At 54.5% G+C, this 21,335-nt stretch carries 19 protein-coding genes; 9 read left to right on the top strand and 10 right to left on the bottom strand.

All coding sequences use genetic code 11. The annotated features are described in order from the left end of the window. The coding region (locus BEN30_RS05190; protein WP_170826964.1) for an NADH-quinone oxidoreductase subunit NuoE family protein at window positions 1–562 on the bottom strand (562 nt) is incomplete at its 3' end. A gap of 76 nt (window positions 563–638) precedes the next feature. Here BEN30_RS05190 and BEN30_RS05185 point away from each other — a divergent pair. The 5 genes from BEN30_RS05185 to BEN30_RS05165 all read left to right on the top strand — a co-directional run bounded on the left by BEN30_RS05185 (window position 639) and on the right by BEN30_RS05165 (window position 7,175). Next, window positions 639–1,265, top strand: a complete 627-nt coding sequence (locus tag BEN30_RS05185; protein WP_069957287.1) for a histidine phosphotransferase family protein — start codon at window positions 639–641, stop codon at window positions 1,263–1,265. Between the two features lie 231 nt (window positions 1,266–1,496). Further along, complete coding sequence (locus BEN30_RS05180; RefSeq protein WP_069957286.1) at window positions 1,497–4,424, top strand: hybrid sensor histidine kinase/response regulator; 2,928 nt, start codon at window positions 1,497–1,499, stop codon at window positions 4,422–4,424. A gap of 165 nt (window positions 4,425–4,589) precedes the next feature. After that, on the top strand, window positions 4,590–4,955 hold the full coding sequence (locus BEN30_RS05175) for a response regulator (RefSeq protein ID WP_069957285.1): 366 nt from the start codon (window positions 4,590–4,592) through the stop codon (window positions 4,953–4,955). 93 nt (window positions 4,956–5,048) lie between these two features. After that, window positions 5,049–6,221: a protein-glutamate methylesterase/protein-glutamine glutaminase gene (locus tag BEN30_RS05170; protein ID WP_069957284.1), complete on the top strand. Its 1,173-nt coding sequence runs from the start codon at window positions 5,049–5,051 to the stop codon at window positions 6,219–6,221. 114 nt (window positions 6,222–6,335) lie between these two features. After that, window positions 6,336–7,175: a CheR family methyltransferase gene (locus BEN30_RS05165; protein ID WP_069957283.1), complete on the top strand. Its 840-nt coding sequence runs from the start codon at window positions 6,336–6,338 to the stop codon at window positions 7,173–7,175. Here BEN30_RS05165 and ctrA read toward each other — a convergent pair. Beyond that, a complete protein-coding gene (gene ctrA, locus BEN30_RS05160; protein WP_069957282.1) occupies window positions 7,172–7,873 on the bottom strand; it encodes a response regulator transcription factor CtrA in 702 nt (233 codons plus the stop codon). The two genes, BEN30_RS05165 and ctrA, sit on opposite strands and share 4 nt — an antisense overlap. Window positions 7,874–8,124: 251 nt before the next feature. Between ctrA and fliI the strand changes: the two genes are divergently transcribed. From fliI to BEN30_RS18560, 4 genes are all read left to right on the top strand, one after another. Further along, on the top strand, window positions 8,125–9,669 hold the full coding sequence (gene fliI / locus BEN30_RS05155; protein ID WP_084005059.1) for a flagellar protein export ATPase FliI: 1,545 nt from the start codon (window positions 8,125–8,127) through the stop codon (window positions 9,667–9,669). 56 nt (window positions 9,670–9,725) lie between these two features. Next, window positions 9,726–10,157: a flagellar export protein FliJ gene (locus BEN30_RS05150; RefSeq protein ID WP_069957290.1), complete on the top strand. Its 432-nt coding sequence runs from the start codon at window positions 9,726–9,728 to the stop codon at window positions 10,155–10,157. Window positions 10,158–10,703: 546 nt separating this feature from the next. Beyond that, window positions 10,704–12,074: a bacteriohemerythrin gene (locus BEN30_RS05145; protein ID WP_170826963.1), complete on the top strand. Its 1,371-nt coding sequence runs from the start codon at window positions 10,704–10,706 to the stop codon at window positions 12,072–12,074. A 201-nt stretch (window positions 12,075–12,275) separates the two neighbouring features. Further along, window positions 12,276–12,437 carry a hypothetical protein gene (locus BEN30_RS18560; RefSeq protein WP_170826962.1) on the top strand — a complete coding sequence of 54 codons (162 nt, stop codon included), beginning with the start codon at window positions 12,276–12,278 and terminating at the stop codon, window positions 12,435–12,437. Between the two features lie 27 nt (window positions 12,438–12,464). Here BEN30_RS18560 and BEN30_RS05135 read toward each other — a convergent pair whose 3' ends face one another. The 8 genes from BEN30_RS05135 to BEN30_RS05100 form a co-directional block, all read right to left on the bottom strand. Beyond that, a complete protein-coding gene (locus BEN30_RS05135) occupies window positions 12,465–12,872 on the bottom strand; it encodes a hypothetical protein (RefSeq protein WP_245648992.1) in 408 nt (135 codons plus the stop codon). A 16-nt stretch (window positions 12,873–12,888) separates the two neighbouring features. Beyond that, entirely contained in the window at window positions 12,889–14,592 is a 1,704-nt protein-coding gene (locus BEN30_RS05130) for a hypothetical protein (RefSeq protein WP_139134865.1), read from the bottom strand. 75 nt (window positions 14,593–14,667) lie between these two features. Next, a complete protein-coding gene (locus BEN30_RS05125; RefSeq protein WP_069957278.1) occupies window positions 14,668–15,477 on the bottom strand; it encodes a MinD/ParA family protein in 810 nt (269 codons plus the stop codon). 18 nt (window positions 15,478–15,495) lie between these two features. Then, window positions 15,496–17,622, bottom strand: coding sequence for a flagellar biosynthesis protein FlhA (flhA, locus tag BEN30_RS05120; RefSeq protein WP_084005054.1), 2,127 nt, complete (start codon window positions 17,620–17,622; stop codon window positions 15,496–15,498). Between the two features lie 27 nt (window positions 17,623–17,649). After that, window positions 17,650–19,011: a sigma-54-dependent transcriptional regulator gene (locus BEN30_RS05115; RefSeq protein ID WP_069957277.1), complete on the bottom strand. Its 1,362-nt coding sequence runs from the start codon at window positions 19,009–19,011 to the stop codon at window positions 17,650–17,652. Between the two features lie 14 nt (window positions 19,012–19,025). Beyond that, window positions 19,026–19,835, bottom strand: coding sequence for a motility protein A (locus BEN30_RS05110; RefSeq protein WP_069957276.1), 810 nt, complete (start codon window positions 19,833–19,835; stop codon window positions 19,026–19,028). Between the two features lie 48 nt (window positions 19,836–19,883). Then, the gene (gene fliN / locus BEN30_RS05105) at window positions 19,884–20,258 is read right to left on the bottom strand and encodes a flagellar motor switch protein FliN (RefSeq protein ID WP_069957275.1); all 375 of its coding nucleotides are present in this window, start codon (window positions 20,256–20,258) and stop codon (window positions 19,884–19,886) included. A gap of 24 nt (window positions 20,259–20,282) precedes the next feature. Then, window positions 20,283–21,329 carry a FliH/SctL family protein gene (locus tag BEN30_RS05100; RefSeq protein ID WP_139134864.1) on the bottom strand — a complete coding sequence of 349 codons (1,047 nt, stop codon included), beginning with the start codon at window positions 21,327–21,329 and terminating at the stop codon, window positions 20,283–20,285. Window positions 21,330–21,335: the final 6 nt, after the last annotated feature.

Here is a 21,335-nt window from a genome sequence, read left to right as displayed (position 1 = left end):
CTGGAATGTTCAAGGGGGGCAGGGGAGCGGGCTTTGGCGGTGATACGTCGTTTGCGTCGATGTGCGCTTTTAAGGTGCTGAGGGTCGGTGCGGTGATGCGCGATTGCCCTAAAATGGCTGATGGGGGCGTGTCGCAGGCACCTTGGCAGGGGGCAGGGCAGACCCGCACCTGATCGCCAAAGGCTTCAAGGGCTTCCGTCAACAGCGCCTTCGCCCCCGCCATCCGGCACGCTGGACCGTCGCAGATGCGCAAGGTGAGCGCCGGGGGCGGCGTTTCGCCTTCGCCTAAGGTGGTGAAGTGGGCATAAAACGTCGCGGTCTCATAGACATCGATTTGGGCGAGAGCCAACAGTTGCGCCAGGGCGGCCATGTGTCCGGCGCTGAGATGGCCAAAATGGTCATTGAGGCTGTGCAGATGTTCAATCAGCAAATCTCGGTTTTTGGGGGTATCGCCCACAAGAGCGCGCACGTCACCCAGTTCGCCATCCGATGGGTGGCGAACTTTTGGGTGCGGGCGGGTTGACTTTGGACGCTCAACCCCTTTGTGACGTTTTGGCCCCATAATACGTGTGATCCCTTGCGACTTTGGTAAGTCCAAGTCAATAATAAGAAATATAGGACTTCTAAGGGTAAAAATCATGAACATTGATCATCGGGTGGCACAACTTTTGGTCTCGCGGGTCTGTCACGACTTGGCAGGGGGCGTCAGCGCGCTCAGCACTGGTGCGGAACTGTTGAGCGAAGACTCGACGATGGCTGACGAACAAGCGTTGGATGTGATCGCCATGAGCGCGGCCCAATGCGCCAGCCGCTTGGCCTTTTTTCGCGTCGCGTTTGGTTTGGGCGGAGGGGAAGACGATACCATCACCATCGATGAACTGAAGGCCTTGGTCGTTAATTTTGTTCAAGGGGGGCGGGTCTCGGTGGTGTGGGAGGCGCAAAATGCGCGGATAAAATTGAATGCGGGCAAAATTTTGCTGAATCTGTGCCTCATTGCCTCGGAATCCTTGCCGCGTGGCGGTGTGTTGCGTATCGAAGTCTCGGAAATCGGCGCAAAGTTGGGGTTTGCCGTCTCCGTTCAGGGCGTAGGGGCAAGCCTGCGCCCGGGAATGGAGGATGCACTTTTGGCAAAAACGGATACCGAGATGCTGAACGCACGCACGGTGCACGGGTATTTCACCGCTATTTTGGCCGATGTGCTGGGGGCGGAATTGGAATTCATGTCCGCCGGGGACGACGAAATCCAACTGGCAGCCCTTTTATAATCAGCTGTGTAAGGTTTTTTTCATTTTATTCGGCGTTTATTGAGCGATTGGCGTAGAAAAAATTTGGTTCACACGAATAGGGGCGCTAATATCTGATAATAATAAGATGATAGATTGATCTAAAGGGATTATAACTGTCATCTACGCCTAAGGCACCGCATACGACATCGTGCATGATAATATGTGCGTTTTGGATATGCACCTCTTGAACATGCACCTGGGGATCCAGTTATGGACGATCTTTTAAGCGAATTTATTACAGAAACCTCGGAAAGCATTAACTTGGTTGATATGCAGCTTGTGGAGTTTGAAAAAGACCCGCAAAACGCTGCGATTTTGGGCAATATTTTTCGTCTCGTTCATACCGTCAAGGGCACCTGCGGCTTCTTAGGCTTGCCGCGCCTTGAATCGGTTGCTCATGCTGGCGAAAACGTCCTGGATAAATATCGCGATGGTGCATTGGAAGTGACGCCCGCTGGTGTGTCGCTGGTTCTTTTGTGTATCGACACCATTCGTGGGTTGGTCGAAACACTGGCGGAAACGGCGGCGGAACCCGAAGGCGATGATGCCGAACTGATTGCTCAACTCAATGCCTTGGCCAGTGGTCAAAGTGCCCCTGCTGCTGCGCCCGCCGTTGCGGCTGCGGCACCTGCGGCCGCTTCCGGTCCAAAGACCAGTGATGCCGGCTTCCCCGTTGCGGCAGAGCTTCTGGCTGAATATGAAGAAGCCACCGGTGGTGGGGACGATTCATCGGGTCCGACGACCTCGAGCGGTGGTTTCCCCGTCGCGGCTGAGTTGCTTGCCGAATACGAAACGGCCACGGGAGGCGGCGATACGGGCTCTTCGCATTCTTCGGATGGCGGTTTCCCCGTCGCTGCCGAGCTTTTGGCTGAGTACGAAGAAGCGACAGGGGGTGGCTCTGCTGCTGCAGATGCTGCCGCTGATGCCGCTGCCAACGCGGAAATGGAACACATGGCTGAGGCTGAGGCTGCTCCGGCCCCTGCGCCTAAACCCGCGCCGGCTCCTGCCGCCGCCGCATCGGTTCCGGCCAAAACCCCTGCTGCAAAACCGGCCGCTAAGGCTGCACCGCCCGCCAAGGCAGATGCGGGTGGGGGCGTTACCGCTTCGTTGCGTGTGAACGTTGACGTTTTGGAAAACCTGATGACCTTGGTTTCCGAAATGGTGCTGACCCGCAACCAGCTTTTGCAGATGATACGCGGCAGCGAAGACAGTGAATTTACGGTTCCCATTCAGCGCTTGAGCCACATCACCACCGACCTTCAAGAAGGCGTGATGAAAACCCGCATGCAGCCCATTGGCAATGCATGGTCTAAGCTGCCCCGTATTGTGCGCGATCTGTCCTTGGAAACGGGCAAGAAAATTGAATTGCAGATGTTGGGCGCGGAAACGGAACTGGATCGCCAGGTTCTGGATCTGATCAAAGATCCGTTGACCCACATGGTGCGAAATTCAGCCGATCACGGCCTTGAAACACCTGCAGATCGTGTTGCCATGGGCAAGCCAGAAGTCGGCATGATCACCTTGAACGCGTATCACGAAGGCGGCCACATCATCATCGACATCGCCGATGACGGCAAAGGCTTGCCGATGCAGCGCATTCGCGAAAAGTGTATTTCCAACGGTCTGTTGACGGAATCCGAACTGGATGATTTGTCCGATCAGCAGATTCAGCAGTACATCTTTAAGGCCGGGTTCTCGACCGCTGAAAAAGTCACCAGTGTGTCGGGACGCGGCGTCGGTATGGACGTGGTGCGCACCAATATTGAAAAAATTGGCGGCACAATCGAACTGAAATCCGTAGAGAACAAAGGCTCGACGTTCACCATTAAAATTCCCCTGACGTTGGCCATTGTGGCCGCGTTGATCGTGGAAAGCTGCGGTGAAAAGTTTGCCATTCCGCAAATCAGCGTTTTGGAATTGGTGCGGGCTTCTGCGCGGTCTGAATATTCGGTGGAAGTCATCAACGAAAGCCCGGTTTTGCGTTTGCGCAATCGTTTGTTGCCGTTGGTGCACTTGGGCGATCTGTTGAAACTGTCGACGGGCGGCAGCAAAAAAATCGCCGAAGAAACCTTTATCATCGTCGCCCAAGTCGGCACCTACAGCTTTGGCATTATCGTCGACCGGGTCTTCGACACCGAAGAAATTGTGGTCAAGCCGACTTCGCCGGTTTTGCGCGATATTCCGGTCTATTCCGGCAACACGATTTTGGGTGACGGTTCGGTCATTATGATTTTGGACCCCAACGGCATCGCCGCCTCCACGGGCGAAGTCAGCGTTGGGCCGCAAACAGAAAAAGCCGCCGAGGAAAGTCTTGGCAAACAGGGCGACGAACGGGTCTCCATGTTGATTTTCCGTGCCGGTGGGGACGAGCTTAAAGCCGTGCCGTTGGCGTTGGTTGCGCGTCTTGAAGAAATTGACATGACGGAGGTGGAAGTCGCCCACGGTGAGCATATGGTTCAGTACCGTGGTCAACTGATGCCGCTGATCCCCTTCAGTGCGGGTCACGAGTGGAAATATGACGGTCGCCAAGCTGTTTTGGTGTTTACCGAATCAGAACGGTCCATGGGGCTGGTGGTCGATGAAATCGTCGATATCGTCGAGGATCGGTTGAAGGTCGAAATCACCGCGAACCGTCCCGGATTGATCGGTTCTGCCGTTATTGATGGCAAAGCGACGGATGTGATCGACGCCGGGTATTATTTGACCCAGGCGTTCCCCGACTGGTTCGGTGGCTCGGAAGAGGACGCCAGCGGTTTGATTGCTGGTAAGCATGCCTTGTTGGTTGATGACAGTCCCTTCTTTCGCAATTTATTGGCGCCCATCCTGTCGGTTGCCGGGTTCAGCGTTACAACCGCAGAATCCGCCACGGAAGCTCTGAAAATGCGTGATAAGGGTAGCCGTTTTGACGTCATCATCAGTGACATCGAAATGCCTGAAATGGATGGCTTTGCCTTTGCCGAAGAAGTTCGTCGCGACCCCCGTTGGGGTGAAATTCCAATGGTTGCCCTGTCGGCACACGCCACGGACCGTGATTTCCAACGCGGCCGCGCTGTTGGCTTTAACGACTATGTGGCCAAATCGGATCGGGACGAATTGGTGCGTTCCCTGGCCATGACTGTTAATAGCGTGACCATCTAAGCGCAAAACCATCATAAAAGGCCCCTTCCTTTTCAGATGGGGCCTTTTTTGTGCAAAAAAGGTTTATCTTTAAGCCTGTATTGCGCTATTCGTTGCTATAGGTGACTTTTTTGCTGGAGCAAGTAAAAGGGTCAATGGATTTGGTTTGCAGATATCAGGGGCTCTATGAAATCTTGTCTCATTGTTGATGATTCCAAGGTCATTCGCATGGTCGCGAAAAAAATCCTTCATGACCTCGCGTTCGAAACGGTGGAAGCCGCTGACGGCCAACAAGCTTTGGACGCGTGTAAGGCGAATATGCCGGATGCCGTTTTGCTGGATTGGAATATGCCCGTGATGAGCGGGATTGAATATCTGCGGGAATTGCGCGCGCTGCCGAACGGAAATCTTCCGGTGGTGGTGTTTTGCACCACGGAAAACGATATCGAGCATATTCAAGAAGCTATCGAAGCCGGCGCGAATGAATACATTATGAAACCCTTCGACAGTGAAATCATTCAGGCTAAATTCACCCAAGTTGGGTTACTCTAGCGAAATTCTCAATTTCTGATTTAACTCCATGAATGGATATTTGGCGTGAACGATACGGCGCAAACCCCTAAAAGTGAGAACCCTTTACGGGTTATGGTCGTGGACGATTCCGCAGTTATTCGCGGCTTAATTACGCGCATTCTGGAGGGGGATCCCGGTGTGACGGTCTCGGCTTCCGTCAGCAACGGCCAGTTGGCGGTCAATCATTTGACCCGTCACCCAGGCGAAGTCAACGTCATCATTTTGGACATTGAAATGCCTGTGATGGACGGCCTGACGGCGTTGCCGTTGTTGTTGAAGGCCGACCCCAATATCAAGGTGATCATGGCTTCAACGCTGACCAAGCGAAATGCCGAGATCAGTATGAAAGCGTTGAGCTTGGGGGCTACGGAATATGTCCCCAAGCCGTCTTCTGCTCGGGAGCTGAGTGGCGAAAGTGATTTCCGCCGTGAATTGCTCGACAAGGTCAAAAACCTTGGCATGATTCACCGCCAATCGACCGGCAGCCATTTCGCACCGCGTCCGGCTGCCCCCGCAGCACCGAGAGCGCCGATTGGAGCGCCTTCCGCCCTGCCGACCCCGAGTGCTGGGGCGCGTCCTGCCGCTGCTGTGTCAGCGAGTACGGCCCCGACGGGTTGGAAAATCAACAACAGCGGCGAAATTGTCTTGCGCAAACCGGGGACGGCGAAGCCGGATGTTTTGGCTATCGGCAGTTCCACTGGTGGCCCGCAGGCGTTGTTTGAATTTCTCAAGGGGCTGCCGAAATCGATCAATTTACCGATCGTCATTACCCAGCACATGCCCGCGACGTTTACGGCCATCTTGGCGGAACATATCACGCGCATGACCGGCTGGCCGTGTTCCGAAGCTAAAAATGGCGACGTTCTCGAACCCGGTAAAATTCTTTTGGCCCCAGGTGACTACCATATGATCGTCACCCAAAAAGGTCCGCAACGGGTCGTGATGATGAATCAAGACCCGCCCGAAAACTTCTGTCGTCCTGCAGTCGATCCGATGTTTCGCAGTGTGGTGAAGGTCTTCGGTGCCAGGGTGTTCGCGGTCATTCTCACGGGAATGGGCAATGACGGCTCCAAGGGAGCCACGCATATTGTCGAAGCGGGCGGAACGGTGATCGCTCAGGACGAAAAAACTTCAGTGGTTTGGGGAATGCCCGGCGCGGCGGCAACACTTGGTGTGTGCAGCGCGGTATTGCCGATCACCGAATTGCCCGGTTATGTCGCGAACTTTATTTCCCGGACCCGATAACGCTTTTTCGTTTTGTGTGGGTTGCCGATTGCAAATCACATCGAGTGACGCGGCTTTTTGCGCGGGCTTTAAGCGGGGCCTTGGTCGGGGCTTTTAAGAAAAGGTGGGCATTTTATGGGATCTGAATATTTTGACTATATTCGGGACCTGTTAAAGGACCGTTCCGGTCTGGCTGTCAGTTTGGATAAAACCTATCTGATCGATACGCGTCTCTTGCCGGTGGCGCGAAAGCACGGTTATGACACCATTGTCGATATGGTGAAAGCGCTTAAAATTCGCCACAACGAAGCGTTGGTGGTTGAAATCGCCGAGGCGATGAACACCCATGAATCGCTCTTTTTTCGCGATGTTGAACCCTTTGAGCTCTTTAAAAATATAATATTGCCGCAAGTGTTGCAGCGGCGCAAAGACACGCGGCGCATGCGCATCTGGTGTGCTGCGTGCTCAAGCGGGCAAGAACCTTATTCATTGGCCATGCTTCTTCACGAGGAAGCCCACCGCTTGTCCGGTTGGAATATGGAAATTGTCGCGACCGACATTTCCCATTCGGTGTTGGCGCGCGCCAAAGAAGGCCTTTTCAGTCAGTTTGAGGTCCAGCGTGGATTGCCCGTTCAAATGCTGGTGAAGCACTTTGCGCAAGAAGGCGATTATTGGCGGATCAGTGATAAGATTCGCAAAGCGGTCACCTTCAAGGCGTTCAACTTGTTAACGGACCCACGTGGACTTGGGCGCTTTGATGTGGTGTTTTGTCGCAATGTCTTGATCTATTTCGATCTTGAGACCAAACGTAAAGTCTTAGACGCGCTCGGCGGTGTGATCGCGCCTGACGGGGTGTTGTTTTTGGGAAGTTCGGAATCGACCATAGGTCTCACGGAGCAGTTATGGCCCGTTGAGGCAGGGCTGGGGGTGTACAAGCACACAGGCTCGCCCCCAAGTCTTGCGGAATTGCCTTAAGCCAGTTTAGCTTGCGGAGACTGCTGAGGGTCGCGCAGAACATAGCCACGTCCCCACACCGTTTCGATGTAGTTGTCGCCACCCGTGGCATCGGTGAGCTTTTTCCGCAGCTTGCAGATAAAGACGTCGATGATTTTGAGTTCCGGTTCATCCATCCCGCCATAGAGATGGTTGAGGAACATTTCCTTGGTCAGCGTGGTGCCTTTGCGCAGGCTCAACAATTCCAAAATGCCGTATTCTTTGCCCGTCAGGTGGATGGGCACCCCTCCCACATCTACGGTGGAGGCATCGAGATTGACCGCAAGCTTGCCGGTTTTGATGATCGATTGGCTGTGACCTTGGCTACGCCGGACAATGGCTTGGATGCGCGCCAGCAATTCTTCTTTGTTGAAAGGCTTGGTCAGGTAATCGTCAGCACCGGAGCCGAGCCCCTTGACCTTCATTTCCGATTCCGTGAGACCCGAAAGAATTAAAACCGGGGTCGCCACACGGGCATCGCGCAGACGGCGAAGCACTTCGAGGCCATCCATGTCGGGCAGCATCAAATCCAAAACGATGATGTCGTAATCGTAAAGTTTGCCGATTTCGAGGCCATCTTCGCCAAGGTCCGTTGAGTCAACCACCATACCAGCGGTTTTCAACATCAATTCGACGCTTTGCGCCATCGCGGGGTCGTCTTCTACAAGCAGGACGCGCATAGGTGTGGATCTCCATCCAGAAACTGCTTGTTAACCATATATGTTGTGGAGCAGAGTTTCAAGACGCCAAGTGATGGTAGCATATATTACGTATTAATCTTCGTTAACGCCTTGATTTGCTTTACCAAGCTTTAAAGGGTGTGTGTGCATAGTCTATACTGCTTTGTGCGGCAGAAGCGCACGTGCGTCGTTTTTCCCAAAATGATTCGCCAAGAATGGCGGGTTTCGGGACTTTATCGCCAGGATAATCGGTGCCCGTTTACGTCAACAATATTCTCAATGAAGTCGACCGCTTGCCGGATTTTAAAATCTACGGTCAGGTGGCGGCGGTTGTTGGTATGTTGGTTGAAGTTTCCGGCGTTGAGGGTGTTTTTTCCATCGGCGACCACTGCGAGATCCACGGTCGTGCCAAGCATCGTATTGCGTGTGAAGTCATCGGTTTTCGCGATGATCGAGCCTTGCTGATGCCGTTCGGCCCGTTGGAGGGTGTCAGTCTCGGCTGCCGCGTCGAAGTGGGGTCTTCGCAGCCGGTGATTTATCCTTGTGAAGGTTGGCTGGGTCGGGTCGTGAATGCCTTTGGCGATCCGGTGGACGGAAAAGGGCCTTTGCCCGGCGGCGATGTTTCTTATCCCATTCAGGCCAGCCCTCCGCCTGCGCATTTGCGCAAACGGGTGGGCGGTAAGCTTGATCTTGGCGTGCGGGCCATGAATACGTTTCTCACGTGCTGTCAGGGTCAGCGCATGGGTATCTTTTCCGGCTCGGGTGTCGGTAAATCGACGTTGATGTCGATGATGGCGCGCAACACCGATGCCGAGGTCAGCATCATCGGGCTGATTGGCGAACGTGGTCGCGAGGCCCGCGAGTTTATCGAAGACGACCTTGGTGAAGACGGTATGGCGCGTTCCGTCGTGATCGTCGCAACGTCCAATGAGCCGCCATTGGTGCGTCGTCAAGCGGCGTACACGACCTTGGCGACGGCAGAGTTTTTTCGCGACCAGAACAAAGAAGTATTGTGCCTGATGGACAGCGTGACCCGTTTTGCCATGGCGCAGCGCGAAATTTCTCTCTCGGTGGGCGAGCCGCCTGCGTCAAAAGGCTACACGCCGTCGGTGTTTGCCGAACTGCCCCGATTGTTGGAACGCGCCGGACCGGGTCAAGACGGACAAGGCTCCATCACCGGGTTGTTCACCGTATTGGTGGAAGGTGACGACCACAACGAACCGGTCGCCGATGCGGTGCGCGGTATTTTGGACGGTCACGTGGTCTTGGATCGTGAAATTGCCGAACGCGGACGTTTTCCAGCCATAAATATCCTTAAAAGCGTATCGAGAACCATGCCCGGATGTAACACCGATGAGCAAAATGCCTTGGTGAGCCGCGCCCGGCGGTTGATTTCCACCTATGACGACATGGCCGAATTGATCCGCTTGGGGGCCTATCGCCGAGGCACCGATCCATTGGTCGACGAGGCCATTTTCTATCACGAACCGTTGGAGCAGTTTTTGACCCAGAACAAGGGTGACTTCACGGATTTGGATGGATGTTATGTCCTTTTGGCGCAGCTGTTGAACATGCCGGCACCCGGCCAAACGGCGGCTACGGCCCCGGCACCCGTCGCGGGCCAGGTCGCGGGCCAGGCACCGGCTAAGCCTGGGGTTCAGGTGTTGGGCCGTCCGCCTGGACAAACCATGGGGCAACTGGGACAACCGGGGCCGCAAAATGCGGCGCAGCCAGGATTGGCGCAGGGGCTTATGCCTGACATGCCACGGGTGAGCCTGCCGACCGACAAGCAATAAACGCGTAAACAATCCCCCTGGGCGGGGATACCGAAACACAATTTGAGGACTTGAACTTGGCAGCGAACATCAAAAACTTAATCCGCCTACACGAATGGAACGTGGATGAAAAACGACGCAAGCTGGGTGAGTTGTTACATCTTCTGGGTGAGCTGGAAGACCAGATGAAACGTCTTGAAGACGATTTGGTGGTGCAGCAAAAAGCCGCCGCCGCCGATCCGACGCTGGCCGGCATCACCTATGGTGTGTTTGCGCAGCGGGTGATTTTGCGCCGGGAAAACCTACAAGACTCCATCGACCAAATGGGAACGGTTATTGGTCATGCCCAAGACGAATTGTCAGAAGCTTACCAAGAACTCAAGAAATATGAGACCGTGGAACGGAACCGTCAGCGCCGCTATGAGCTGGAACAAAATCGTCGCGAGCAAGTCATGCTCGATGAGATCGCCCTGAACCAGCATCGCCGCAAAAAGGCTGCGCACGGTTAAAAGCTAAGGGGGGGCTGTTTAGGCAACTTTTTCATCGTCACGTTTTTTTATTATCATATAATATATATGTATGAGTAATGCATATGTATGAGATCAAGTGCCGTTGAAGGAGCCCTCATCATCAATACGTCTTTGCGAACGCTCGCCCTTGTCGGCGTCATGGTAAGTGCGGCTTTATGCGGTGCGGGGACGTGGGCGTGGGGTTTGTATCAGGCTTCTCTTGAAGAACAGGGGGTGTGGCTCTTGCGTCTGGCGCAAAGCCAAGCCCGCCTCATTGAATCCGTATCTCAGTTTGATACTGAACATGCCAAGCATGGTCATCCTCAAGGGGCTTGGGGTGCGACCCTAAGCCAGATCCAGTCTGCTCATATAGATTATTCTGCGTTTGGCAAAACGGGTGAAATTGTGGTGGCGCAACGTGCGGGCGACCAAATTGTCTTTTTGTTGAACAAACGATTTGCAGATCAAAATATACGCGAACCCATTTCCTTTGAGTCCGGCGTGTCCGAACCCATACGAAACGCCTTGATGGGTCTTTCGGGGACCATGATTGGGGCTGATTACAGAAAGGTAGATGTGCTCGCTGCGTATGAACCACTCAAGGGTCTCAATGCGGGAGTTGTCGCAAAAATTGATCTGACGGAAGTGCGTGCCCCTTTTATTAAATTTACCGTTTTGGGCGGGCTGAGCACCCTCATCATCGCATTGATCGGGGCGTTGTTGACCAAATTCATCAGCACGCCGCTTGTGAACGCCTTGAATGCTGCGGTTGAGGAGGCGAAACAAGCGAGCCGCGCAAAGTCGGAATTTCTCGCGAGCATGAGCCACGAGTTACGCACACCACTCAATGCGATCTTGGGTTTTGCTCAATTGTTAAAGCTTGATCCCAATGAAAAATTATCACCCCGGCATGTCGAGTACGCCAATAGCATTATCCTTGGCGGCGAGCATCTTTTGGAACTGATCAATGATGTTTTGGACCTGGCGCGCATTGAGGCCGACAGCATGAAATTGTCGATGGTCCATATCTATCCAGATGACGTGATCGATCAGTGTATCAAGATGATTGAGCCCGTCGCAAAAAGTCGCCGTATTACCATCGTAAACAACGTAACAAGCCGACCGCGATCAAGCATCCGCGCAGATGCATTGCGATTGAAACAGGTTCTGATCAACCTGATCAATAATGCCGTAAAGTATAATATTGATGGTGGTGAGGTGGTCTTGGACTGCCAGGAAACCGAGGATGGTTATCTGCGCATATCGGTAAGTGATCAGGGCATTGGCATCGCCCCAAAAGACCATAAAGCCGTCTTTAACGTGTTTCATCGTCTGAACAATGATCCCATGAAGACCACCGAAGGAACGGGTATAGGTCTTACGGTGTCCAAGCATATGGTGGAGCAGATGGGGGGGCGCATCGACTTTGAAAGTGAACTTGAGCGAGGCAGTGCATTCTGGGTCGATTTGCCCTTGGAATCAAAATTTGGCGTTTTGGTTTGGGATGATAACCTGTCTATCGGCATAGATGCTATTGATGACGACCACAAGGCATTGATTTTGTTGCTTGATAACTTAACAGATCAGGCCCTTATGAAAGGGAATGTGGACGAAGCTCTAACCGAACTGATCGAGCACACCTTGGCTCACTTTAAACGCGAAGAGGTGGTCATGGAGGTTTGTGCTTATCCGTATCTGCAATATCATCGCGACGTTCACCGTAAACTGACGCAAGACGTCGGTCAATTTGCGGCACGGTGGCGCGTTCATCGTGATACCCAAATTACGCTTGAATTGCTCAGCTTCTTACGGGACTGGCTGGTCAACCACATTACAAAAGATGACGCCGCACTGGCGCCGTATGTCAAAGGTAAAAAGGTCGAGATCGATCTGGCTTTGACAACGGACATCTCATGAAGGTCAGGGGGAGAAGTCTGGTTTGTGCACATCAAGCCCCACACCAGACGCATAGCTGACCCGCGTTCTCAGGGATGATTTTTTTGTTTTAGCCCTTGCATGGGGGGCTCAATGAACATATATTATATAAATCTAATATATGTTTCGGGCTGTTGTTGAAGCTTGAAACAAAACAAGAAAACAACCCCAAAGGACAAAAATATGTTGGAATTGATTATCATTTGGGCCATTTCCCTTGCCGGACTGGGCATTGGCGTTCTTTTGACGGCCATGTTGGTGCGTCATATCCTGATGAGCTTTGGTCGGATCGTGTTTTTTTCCGACGAAAAGACCAGTGATACGCTGAGTGCCAACGCCGCTTAAGACGGCGTCGACTTTTTCCAATCTCAGTTAAATCCGCGCCAATCGTTTTAAGAGCGCTGGATTGTCCCATCCGGGTTGGCGGTCTTCGATGACCACGCCATGGGTGTCGACGGCATGGTGTTGCAATTCGGGCACATCGACGGCGACCTCTATCCACCTTGTGATGACTTCATTATTGATGTCGGTGAGCACTGTCACGGCCAAATCTTCAGGATTGGACCACACTGTCTCAGCCAAGGCTTCCAAATACACACCCAGCGAACGCGTCTCGAGGATCAGTTTATCGGGAACGTAACGCAGAACGATGCGTTGGCGTTCACCGCCACCACGTGTGTGTATACCGGGTAAATGTCCCGATAGCGTCACAATATAGTCCAGCTTACGGTCCGGGTTTGCATAGGTCCTCAAAAGGGCACGGCGTTCCATCAGGTCCATGGTGATATCCTTGACATCAAACCAGCAGCCCAGGGTGGGCTGCTAAGTCCGTGGGTGTTGGAAATTCAATAAAGTTACCGGGTGCAGCTTGAAACGCAAGCCCACCACCGATGCCGGTGATTTCTTGGCCAGTGGTGAAAATATCGATGATGTCCGTGCGCCACGCGATGGGAAGTGGTTCTTCGCTGCGGACGATGAGATCGAGCTTTTTGCTGGACGTTTTCATCAGGCCGTCAATTTGCAAATGTCCGATGTTGCTTAAATCGAGATCAAGCACGAAGCGTGTGTCATCGGCTTCGTGTTCTTCTTCGCCTTGTCCGCCTCCGCCTCGATAATACATGCGCAGTTGTTCGATTTCGCTGCCATTGTACAGGGGCACAAGCGCCAGGCGCCAGTCGCCGGATTGGGGTTCATCAGCCATTTTCGACATGATTTGGAAATCGCCGTTTAACCGCCCGACCAAGCCCGGGCGCTCACGATCGAGAATGCGGGTGGTGTTTTCCCCCAGCCATGCTTTCACATCGCCGCCTTTCAGTGCGCTGAGGAAAAACAACATCTGAGAACTCAGCTTATTGCCGGGTTGCGGCAAGGCGGTTTGGGCAAGGTGTTGGGCGCGGGTGGGATCGGCTTGGGCAAGGACCTGCAACGCTTCATCCAAGTTGGGCCACGTTTTGCTTTGTAACGGCGTATTGCCGTGAGCCATGGGCCCCAATTTTGCCGAATTGGGAATGGCGGGCGGCAGTGGGGCGCTCTCGATTTTGAGAACAACCCGTGCGCCTTCCATAATCTTGGCCGTGGTTTCAAGGGCGATCACGGCGTGCGGTGTTTGTGCGATGGGTTGGCCTTGCGGGGTGGTACCGATGATGGTTCCCGAAACCGTCGAGCCGATGTTGAGCCCATTTCCAAGCTGCGCTACGGGGGCATTGAGCGCAGTGCTGGGGGAGTCAATGCGCACGATGGAAACATTTAAACGCGTCCCGGACGGCAGCTGAACCAAGGTTTGCCCCCCGCTATTCTGCACGGGTTGTGCTCCGCTCGACGCGCCGGATGAAGGGGGCGTTGAGGCGGTGGGTTGTCCAGGCGCAAGGAGGGCGGGCTGAGGCGGAGGCGTTGGGGACAAAATCACCGGAGCGGATGGCTGGAAAGCTGGCGCAGCGGAGGCCGTTTGTCCGCCCAGGCCGGGCACGGTGGGCGCGGTGGGCACAGTAGGCACAGTGGGCAGGGGCGTTCCGGTGCCGGGACTTCCCCCAGTTTGTGGCAAGGGGAGTTGCAGCTGTGTGACTGTGGGGCGCACCAATGTGGCGCTCAGTTGCGCACCTTGAGCCAAGGGTGTTGCCGTGGGTGGTGTGGCAACGGTGGGTGTACCGGTCAATCCAGGCTTCAACTGTGACAGAAGTGCGCTCGTCACGGGCTTGCCGTAGAGTTCTGAGATGAGAAATTGTGGTTGTGGCGTCAGCTGTGTCAACGTCAACGTCAGCACCGCATCTTTGGGAAGCGTTACGGCCGTTTGCAAGGTGATGGGGCCAAGGGCGGTGTTGACTTGCACTTGATTGGGCGGAAGCGATTGGGTGGGCGATGGTTCTACTGTGGCCTGTACGGTTGAACCTTGGGGCAGTTGATTCAGCGTTACTGGGGCTTTGACGGCCACAGCAACAGCCTGACCGACGGGTTGCGCGGCGGCGACAGGAAGAGGAGGCGGTGGCGGTTGTACGGTTGACATATCTTAAGCTTCCGGGATTCTCCCAGGGGGTAATTGTTGCCATGCACTGATTTCAGGCATTTTGGCGGTTTTGGCCTACTCAATCAACTTGCGCGCAATCGTAAAAACATCCTGTGCGGCTTCGGCATTCGGATAGCGCGTCAGCAACGGGACTTGGGCCTTAATCGTTTCGCGCACCTTGGGATCTCGACGCACGACCCCTAATAATGGGGGAGAAATCTTTAGAAATCCTTCACAAGCCTTCAAAAGGGTGTTGTAGGTCCTTTCCCCCTCACGGGTTGAGTTGGCGGCGTTGATGACGATGCGTATGTCCAGCTTGGGCCGTTCCATGTGGGTGAGCTTGATAAACGCATAGGCGTCGGTCAACGATGTCGGCTCATCGGTGGCGACCACAATGCAGATACCAACGTTGTGGGTCAGTTGGCGCACGGTGCGTTCAACGCCTGCGCCCAAATCCAATATGACATGGTCGTACGCTTGCGCCAACAGGGCCAAGTCTTCGTTGAGCATTTGCAAACGCGAGGTCGGAATGTTGGCCAGTCCACCCGAACCGGAGCGCCCGGCGATGATGTCAAACCCACCGGGCGGAAAGGCAATGACTGCTTGATTGAGTGTTAACCGTCCGGCAATCACCGAGCCCAAGTCGTGTTGGGGCATGATGCCCAATTGAATGTCGAGATTGGCCAGCCCCAAATCGCCGTCGAACAGCAACACTTTGCGTTCCTTGATGACCAATGCATTGGCCAAGGTGATGGCCAAAAAGGTTTTGCCCACGCCGCCTTTGCCCGATGCCACAGCGATAATGTTGTGGCCCTTGCCGCGGTTTGCGGGCGGGGTTGCGGACGCCGAGGCCGAGGACTGTTTGGACGCTGATGAGTTTGGCATGGCTTAAGTTCGTCCTGGTTAGACTTGACCAACGGTTTTGATTTTGGCCTTGGGATGAATTTCGTTCTGGCTCATCACCACCGTGGAGGGACGGAAACGTTCGATGATGGAACGCACATACGGGCGAATTCCGGGGCTGGTCAGCAACACCGGGACTTCGCCCATCATGGCTTGCCGTTCAAATGCGTTGCGCAAGTTTGTGATAAATTCTTGCAGTTGGGTCGGCGGCATGGACAACTGGCGATCGTCGCCTTGGCCGACCAGGGATTCGGCAAAGCGTTGTTCCCATTCCGGCGACAGCGACAACAGCACGATCACGCCTTGATCGTTGACGTTCATGTCGCTGATTTGGCGCGCCAATCGGGCGCGAACGTGTTCGGTGATCATGGTGACGTTGCGGGTCATACCACAGGCTTCCGATATGCCTTCCAAGATGGTTGGCAGATCGCGGATTGAAACGCGTTCCGTCAGCAAGTTCTGCAGCACGCGCTGGGTGCCGCCCATGGAAATTTGGGCCGGGATCATCTCGTCGACCAGCTTTTTGTGATCAGAGGACAATTCGTCGATAATTTTTTGTGTTTCCGCGTACGACAAAAGCTCGGGCATGTTGTCTTTGATGACTTCGGTCAGATGGGTGGTGATCACGGTGGCCGGATCAACCACGGTGTAGCCTCTAAACAGCGCTTCTTCGCGGTTTTGCTCGTCAATCCACATGGCGGGCAGGCCAAAGGTCGGTTCAACGGTCTTTTCCCCGGGCAGGGTGATTTCTTCGCCGCGCGGGTCCATCACCAATAGCATGTTGGGACGCAGTTCACCGCGACCGGATTCAATTTCTTTGGTGCGCACGATGTAGGTGTTGGCATCCAACTGCATGTTGTCTTGAATGCGAACTGAGGGCATGACAAAGCCCATTTCCGTGGCAATCTGGCGGCGCAAGGCCTTGATTTGGTCCGTCAAACGCTTGCCGTCGCGCGGATTGTTGATCAGCGACAGCAAGCCGTATCCCAATTCCAGGCGCAGCAAGTCGATCTTCAGCGCGGTGGATATGGGTTCTTCGGGCGCAGCCTGCGCTTCTTGCGCTTCAAGGGCCTTGAATTCTTCGGCCTCTGCGGCTTCGGTTCGATTTTGCCCGCGGTTGATGATGTAGGCGATGGAGAACGTCGTCACCGACAACAGCATAAACGGTAAAAAGGGAATGCCCGGCAGCAACGCCATCGCACCTAGCAAAAACGAACTGACACCCATGGCGCGGGGTTGCCCACCGACTTGCTTGAACAGCGCTTTTTCCGTCGCGCCCCGAACACCCGCTTTGGTGACCATCATACCGGCGGCGATGGAAACGATCAGGGCGGGAATTTGCGTGACCAATCCGTCGCCAACGGTCAAGCGCGTGAAGTTATCGGCGGCGTTGGCAAAGGTCATGTCGTGTTGCGCCACGCCAATGATCATGCCGGCGATGACGTTGATGAAGGTGATGATCAGGCCCGCGATGGCATCGCCGCGGACGAACTTTGACGCACCGTCCATGGAACCAAAGAAGGTGCTTTCGTCTTCAAGTTCCTTGCGTCTGGAGCGTGCCGTGTCTTCGTCAATCAGTCCGGTGGACAAATCGGCATCAATGGCCATTTGCTTGCCGGGCATGGCGTCCAGGGTGAACCGTGCGGACACTTCGGCAATACGCCCCGAACCCTTGGTGATGACGATGAAGTTGACCAACACCAAAATCATAAAGACGATGATACCGATGACAAAATTGTTGCCCATCACAAAGCCGCCGAAGGCCTGAATGACTTGTCCGGCCGCCGCAGTCCCTTCATGCCCCCCCGCCAAAATCAGACGGGTCGATGCCAGGTTCAGCGCCAAGCGGATCATGGTCGCCAACAGCAAAACAGTCGGGAATGTATTGAATTCAAGCGGTTTTTCGATGAACAAAACGGTCATCAAAATCAGCACGGCAAAGGTAATGGAAAAAGCCAAACAGGCATCCAACAACCACGTTGGCATGGGCAGAATCAGCACCACCAAAATCGCGATGACGCCCAGCGCCATCATGATGTCGCTGCGTTTGGCGACAGCGTCAAAGATGGCTTTTGCCCCTGCGAAAGGGTCGTCCGTGACGGCTGCTGGTGGGCCTTGGTCTGCCATATTAAATCTTTAAACGCCTATTGCGGTTTAGAGGGGCGGTTGGTCTGCGTCGGAACGGCCCGCAGACGGTACACTAAAGCCGTCGTCGTTGTATTGTTTGAGCTTGTTGCGTAACGTGCGAATGGAAATGCCGAGAATGGTCGCCGCGTGGGTTCTGTTGCCCAGACAGTGGCTGAGGGTGTCGATAATCAGTTCGCGTTCAACCTCAGAGACGGTCTTGCCAACTTGCGTATCGGTATGTTCCCGCGCAGATGCTCCGCCCGGGTGGGTGGGGCTGGCGGGGGCCATGGCGGAATTGCTGAGCAAAATCGCATCGGGCCCAATGTCGTCGCCGCTGGCCAACAAAATGGATCGATGCATGGCATTTTCCAGCTCACGCACGTTGCCGGGCCATTCATAACCGAGCAGCTTTTCGATGGCGGGTTCCGATAGACCGCGCGCTTTGATGCCGTTGGCTTCAGAATATTTGGCGGCAAAGTGGCGGGCCAAGGCGATGATATCGTCGGGACGTTCGCGCAAGGGCGGCAAACATAAATTCACGACGTTGAGGCGAAAGTACAGATCTTCACGAAAGCCGCCTGAAGCGACATATTTTTCCAGGTTGCGGTTTGAGGTGGCGAGAATGCGCACGTTGACCTTCACCGGTTTATTGGACCCGACACGGTCGATTTCGCGCTCTTGCAGCACGCGCAACAGTTTGGCCTGGAGGCGGGGATCCATTTCGCTGATTTCATCGAGTAAGATGGTGCCGCCATTGGCCTCTTCAAACTTGCCGATGCGCCGTGCGATGGCCCCGGTGAAGGCGCCTTTTTCGTGGCCGAACAGTTCGGATTCCAACAGGTTTTCCGGAATTGCCGCGCAGTTGACGGCAATGAACGGACCGGTTCTGCGTTTGCTTTTGATGTGCAGATAGCGCGCCATCATTTCTTTACCCGTGCCGCTCGGGCCGGTGATGAGGATTGAGGCATCCGAAGGGGCAACTTGGTCGGCCAGTTTGATGATGTCCGTCATCCGCGCATCGGTGTGGATGAAGTCTGAATTTTCCTCGGCCACAGCGGTCAACACGGCCCCGATCAATTCTGCGTCGGGGGGCAGGGGAATGTACTCTTTTGCCCCGGCCTTAATGGCACGCACGGCGGCCTGGGTGTCGTTGCCGACGCCGCAAGCGATGACGGGTACAGCAATGCGCTCCGATTCCAAGCTGGTGATCAAGGTGACCAAGTCTTCTTTCACGTCGGCCAAAACCAAGTCGGCACCACGTCCTGAACGCAAAAACTCAAGACCGGCTTCGATGGTGTCCACATGATTGACCTTGGCGCCGCGCGACAAGGCAATCTGGCTGGCTGCGCCAACTTGTCCGTCCAAAGTTCCAATGATGAGCAATCGCATAGGTGCAGGCTTTCTCAGTCGAAGTATTCAACGCGTTTTGCCGGGGGAAGGACACTGTTGAGCATCATTTCCAAACGGCGCGGATTTTCTTGGCGGCCAATGGACGAGGCCCCCATAACGTAAATATTGTTGACCATGGCTTCTTCGGTGGAATTGCGTTCCAATTTTGAGGCCATCGGGGAAAACACCATGTTGGCGAGAACGGCACCGTAAAAGGTGGTGAGCAAAGCCACCGCCATGGCGGGACCGATCGATCCGGGGTCTTCCAGGTTGCCCAGCATCTGCACCAGACCGATCAACGTACCGATCAAACCCATGGCGGGGGCGAATTCGGCAGCCTTTTTCAAAACGCTGGCGCTTTTTTGATGGCGGGTAATGGTGGACATCGTGTCCTTTTTCAAAATCGTTTCGACCTCTTCGCCGGGTGTGCCATCCACCACCATGGTCATGCCTTTGTGCAGCAAGGGTTCGCTTTCCAGCTGGATCAGGACGGACTGCAAGGACAAAACACCCTGGCGGCGTGCCAATTCGGCGATCTGCAACACTTGAATGGCAGCTTCCGACGGATCGCGAGAGGTGTATGAAATCGTTTTCAAGATAACTTTGAAGGTGCGCCCCAATTCTTGCAGGGAAAAACACATCATGGTCACGCATAATGTACCGCCGATGACGATCAAAATCGACGGTACGTTGATGAACGATCCCGGAGAACCGCCCGTCACGATGGCGGCGATCACAAGACCAAAGCCACCGAGCAGGCCAACAATCGTGGCGATGTCGGTAGCCGACTTGGCCTTGGTGATTTGAATTGTGCTGTCCGCCATGGGGGTGATCTCTTTACCGCTTCAAGATATATTCGTTTGGGGGCGCTGTTAGGTTCGGTCCGTCTTAATGATTTCCGTCATGGTTACGCCCAGACGGTCTTCGACAACAACCACCTCACCGCGTGCGACCAGGCGGTTGTTGACGTAGATGTCGATAGCTTCACCGACTTTACGGTCCAATTCAACCACCGCACCCCGGCCCAATTTCAGCAATTGGCTCACTTGCATGGTGGCTTTGCCCAAAACCGCAGACACCTGAACGGGGATGTCATAGACGGCTTCCAGGTCGCGGGCATTGCGCGGCATGTCTTGAAAACCCGCGGCTTCGGCAAAAGTTTCCTCAGCCTCCTCGTTTAAATCCGAAGATTTTGTCGTGGGTGGGTCTTCCAGTTCGTTCAGTTGCAGACTTGTATCGTCCGACATATCGCTCTCCTGGGCTAAATTTCGTTAGACACCGTTTTCCGGTTCTTCAAGTGTTTCATCATCTGCCGCAATGGGGGCTTTTGAGGTTTGGTCTTGGGTTGGTGTCTCTTCAAGGTCTTCCGAGGCTTGTATTTGCTCGATATTTTCTAAGGAATCTGTGGCCTCAGCCTCTGTGGCCTCGTCCGCTGCTTCGGGCATTGCCTCATCCGTTATATGGGGCTCATTTTGCGACTCCGCATTCATTTGACCATTGTCCTCGACTGCAGCGTCGTTCACAACCTCTTGTGCGCTTGGTTCTGGCTCTTGTGCGCCTTGTTCGGCAGGTTTTTGCCCGGCTTCGAGCTTATTGCGAGCCCCGTTGGCGCGTTCTGAGCCTAAATTGCGCTCAATGATTTTATCAATTTCGTGCCACATCGAATCGCCATCGCGCAACATGCCGCCGCCATCCCATTCCACGGCAGCGTCGCCGGGTCCCATCGCGGCGTCGGCAAGCACGCTCACGGTGCCCTCATGCCCGCGCAATGCCACCAATTCATCGGCTTTGGCTTGGACGGCATCCTGGATGTCTTGGGCGACCCGCACGATCAAGGTGGGCGCACCGGATGTGCGCTTCATCGATTCAACAATCATATGTTCAATTTCAATCATGGCTTTGTCCATGTTCAGCGCAGGGAACAGTTTGCGCACAATCACGGTGGCCACGGCAACGGAGTCACGACTGTGTTCTTCTTTGTCACGTTGAAAGGCGTCGAATAAGTTTTCCACTTGGGCGTTGATGGTGTCCATGGTGTTCACCAAACGCTGTTCAAGTGCGGACGTCAGGTCGCGAGTGGCGTCCAGTTGGCCGGCTTGGTAGCCCTCGTCGCGGGCCCGCGCCAAATCCTCTTCGGTGAATGTGGGGGCAACCTCTTCAACGACTTCATCCTCGTCCTCGTCATATTCATCGGGTGCTTCAGTCACCGCTTGGGCAGCCGTGGGCTTTTTCAGAACCATTTCGGAACTGAAGTCCGTGTCAAACATGAACTTTTTGTGGCCTTGCGACGTCATTGCTGTTTCCGTTGAGGGTGTCATGATCAT

The organism is Magnetovibrio blakemorei (assembly GCF_001746755.1).
GTDB classification, from domain to species: Bacteria; Pseudomonadota; Alphaproteobacteria; order Rhodospirillales; family Magnetovibrionaceae; genus Magnetovibrio; species Magnetovibrio blakemorei.
The sequence above is the reverse complement of the archived record's forward strand: the minus strand, read 5'-3'. Positions and strand labels throughout refer to the sequence as shown.

What these genes read in the sequence shown, in the direction of transcription:
- BEN30_RS05185 (WP_069957287.1), top strand. Translation starts at nt 639, where the DNA reads ATGAACATTGATCATCGGGTGGCACAACTTTTGGTCTCGCGGGTCTGT.
- BEN30_RS05180 (WP_069957286.1), top strand. Translation starts at nt 1,497, where the DNA reads ATGGACGATCTTTTAAGCGAATTTATTACAGAAACCTCGGAAAGCATT.
- BEN30_RS05175 (WP_069957285.1), top strand. Translation starts at nt 4,590, where the DNA reads ATGAAATCTTGTCTCATTGTTGATGATTCCAAGGTCATTCGCATGGTC.
- BEN30_RS05170 (WP_069957284.1), top strand. Translation starts at nt 5,049, where the DNA reads ATGGTCGTGGACGATTCCGCAGTTATTCGCGGCTTAATTACGCGCATT.
- BEN30_RS05165 (WP_069957283.1), top strand. Translation starts at nt 6,336, where the DNA reads ATGGGATCTGAATATTTTGACTATATTCGGGACCTGTTAAAGGACCGT.
- ctrA (WP_069957282.1), bottom strand. Translation starts at nt 7,873, where the DNA reads ATGCGCGTCCTGCTTGTAGAAGACGACCCCGCGATGGCGCAAAGCGTC.
- BEN30_RS05145 (WP_170826963.1), top strand. Translation starts at nt 10,704, where the DNA reads ATGATTGGGGCTGATTACAGAAAGGTAGATGTGCTCGCTGCGTATGAA.
- BEN30_RS18560 (WP_170826962.1), top strand. Translation starts at nt 12,276, where the DNA reads ATGTTGGAATTGATTATCATTTGGGCCATTTCCCTTGCCGGACTGGGC.
- BEN30_RS05135 (WP_245648992.1), bottom strand. Translation starts at nt 12,872, where the DNA reads ATGGACCTGATGGAACGCCGTGCCCTTTTGAGGACCTATGCAAACCCG.
- BEN30_RS05130 (WP_139134865.1), bottom strand. Translation starts at nt 14,592, where the DNA reads ATGTCAACCGTACAACCGCCACCGCCTCCTCTTCCTGTCGCCGCCGCG.
- BEN30_RS05125 (WP_069957278.1), bottom strand. Translation starts at nt 15,477, where the DNA reads ATGCCAAACTCATCAGCGTCCAAACAGTCCTCGGCCTCGGCGTCCGCA.
- flhA (WP_084005054.1), bottom strand. Translation starts at nt 17,622, where the DNA reads ATGGCAGACCAAGGCCCACCAGCAGCCGTCACGGACGACCCTTTCGCA.
- BEN30_RS05115 (WP_069957277.1), bottom strand. Translation starts at nt 19,011, where the DNA reads ATGCGATTGCTCATCATTGGAACTTTGGACGGACAAGTTGGCGCAGCC.
- BEN30_RS05110 (WP_069957276.1), bottom strand. Translation starts at nt 19,835, where the DNA reads ATGGCGGACAGCACAATTCAAATCACCAAGGCCAAGTCGGCTACCGAC.
- fliN (WP_069957275.1), bottom strand. Translation starts at nt 20,258, where the DNA reads ATGTCGGACGATACAAGTCTGCAACTGAACGAACTGGAAGACCCACCC.
- BEN30_RS05100 (WP_139134864.1), bottom strand. Translation starts at nt 21,329, where the DNA reads ATGACACCCTCAACGGAAACAGCAATGACGTCGCAAGGCCACAAAAAG.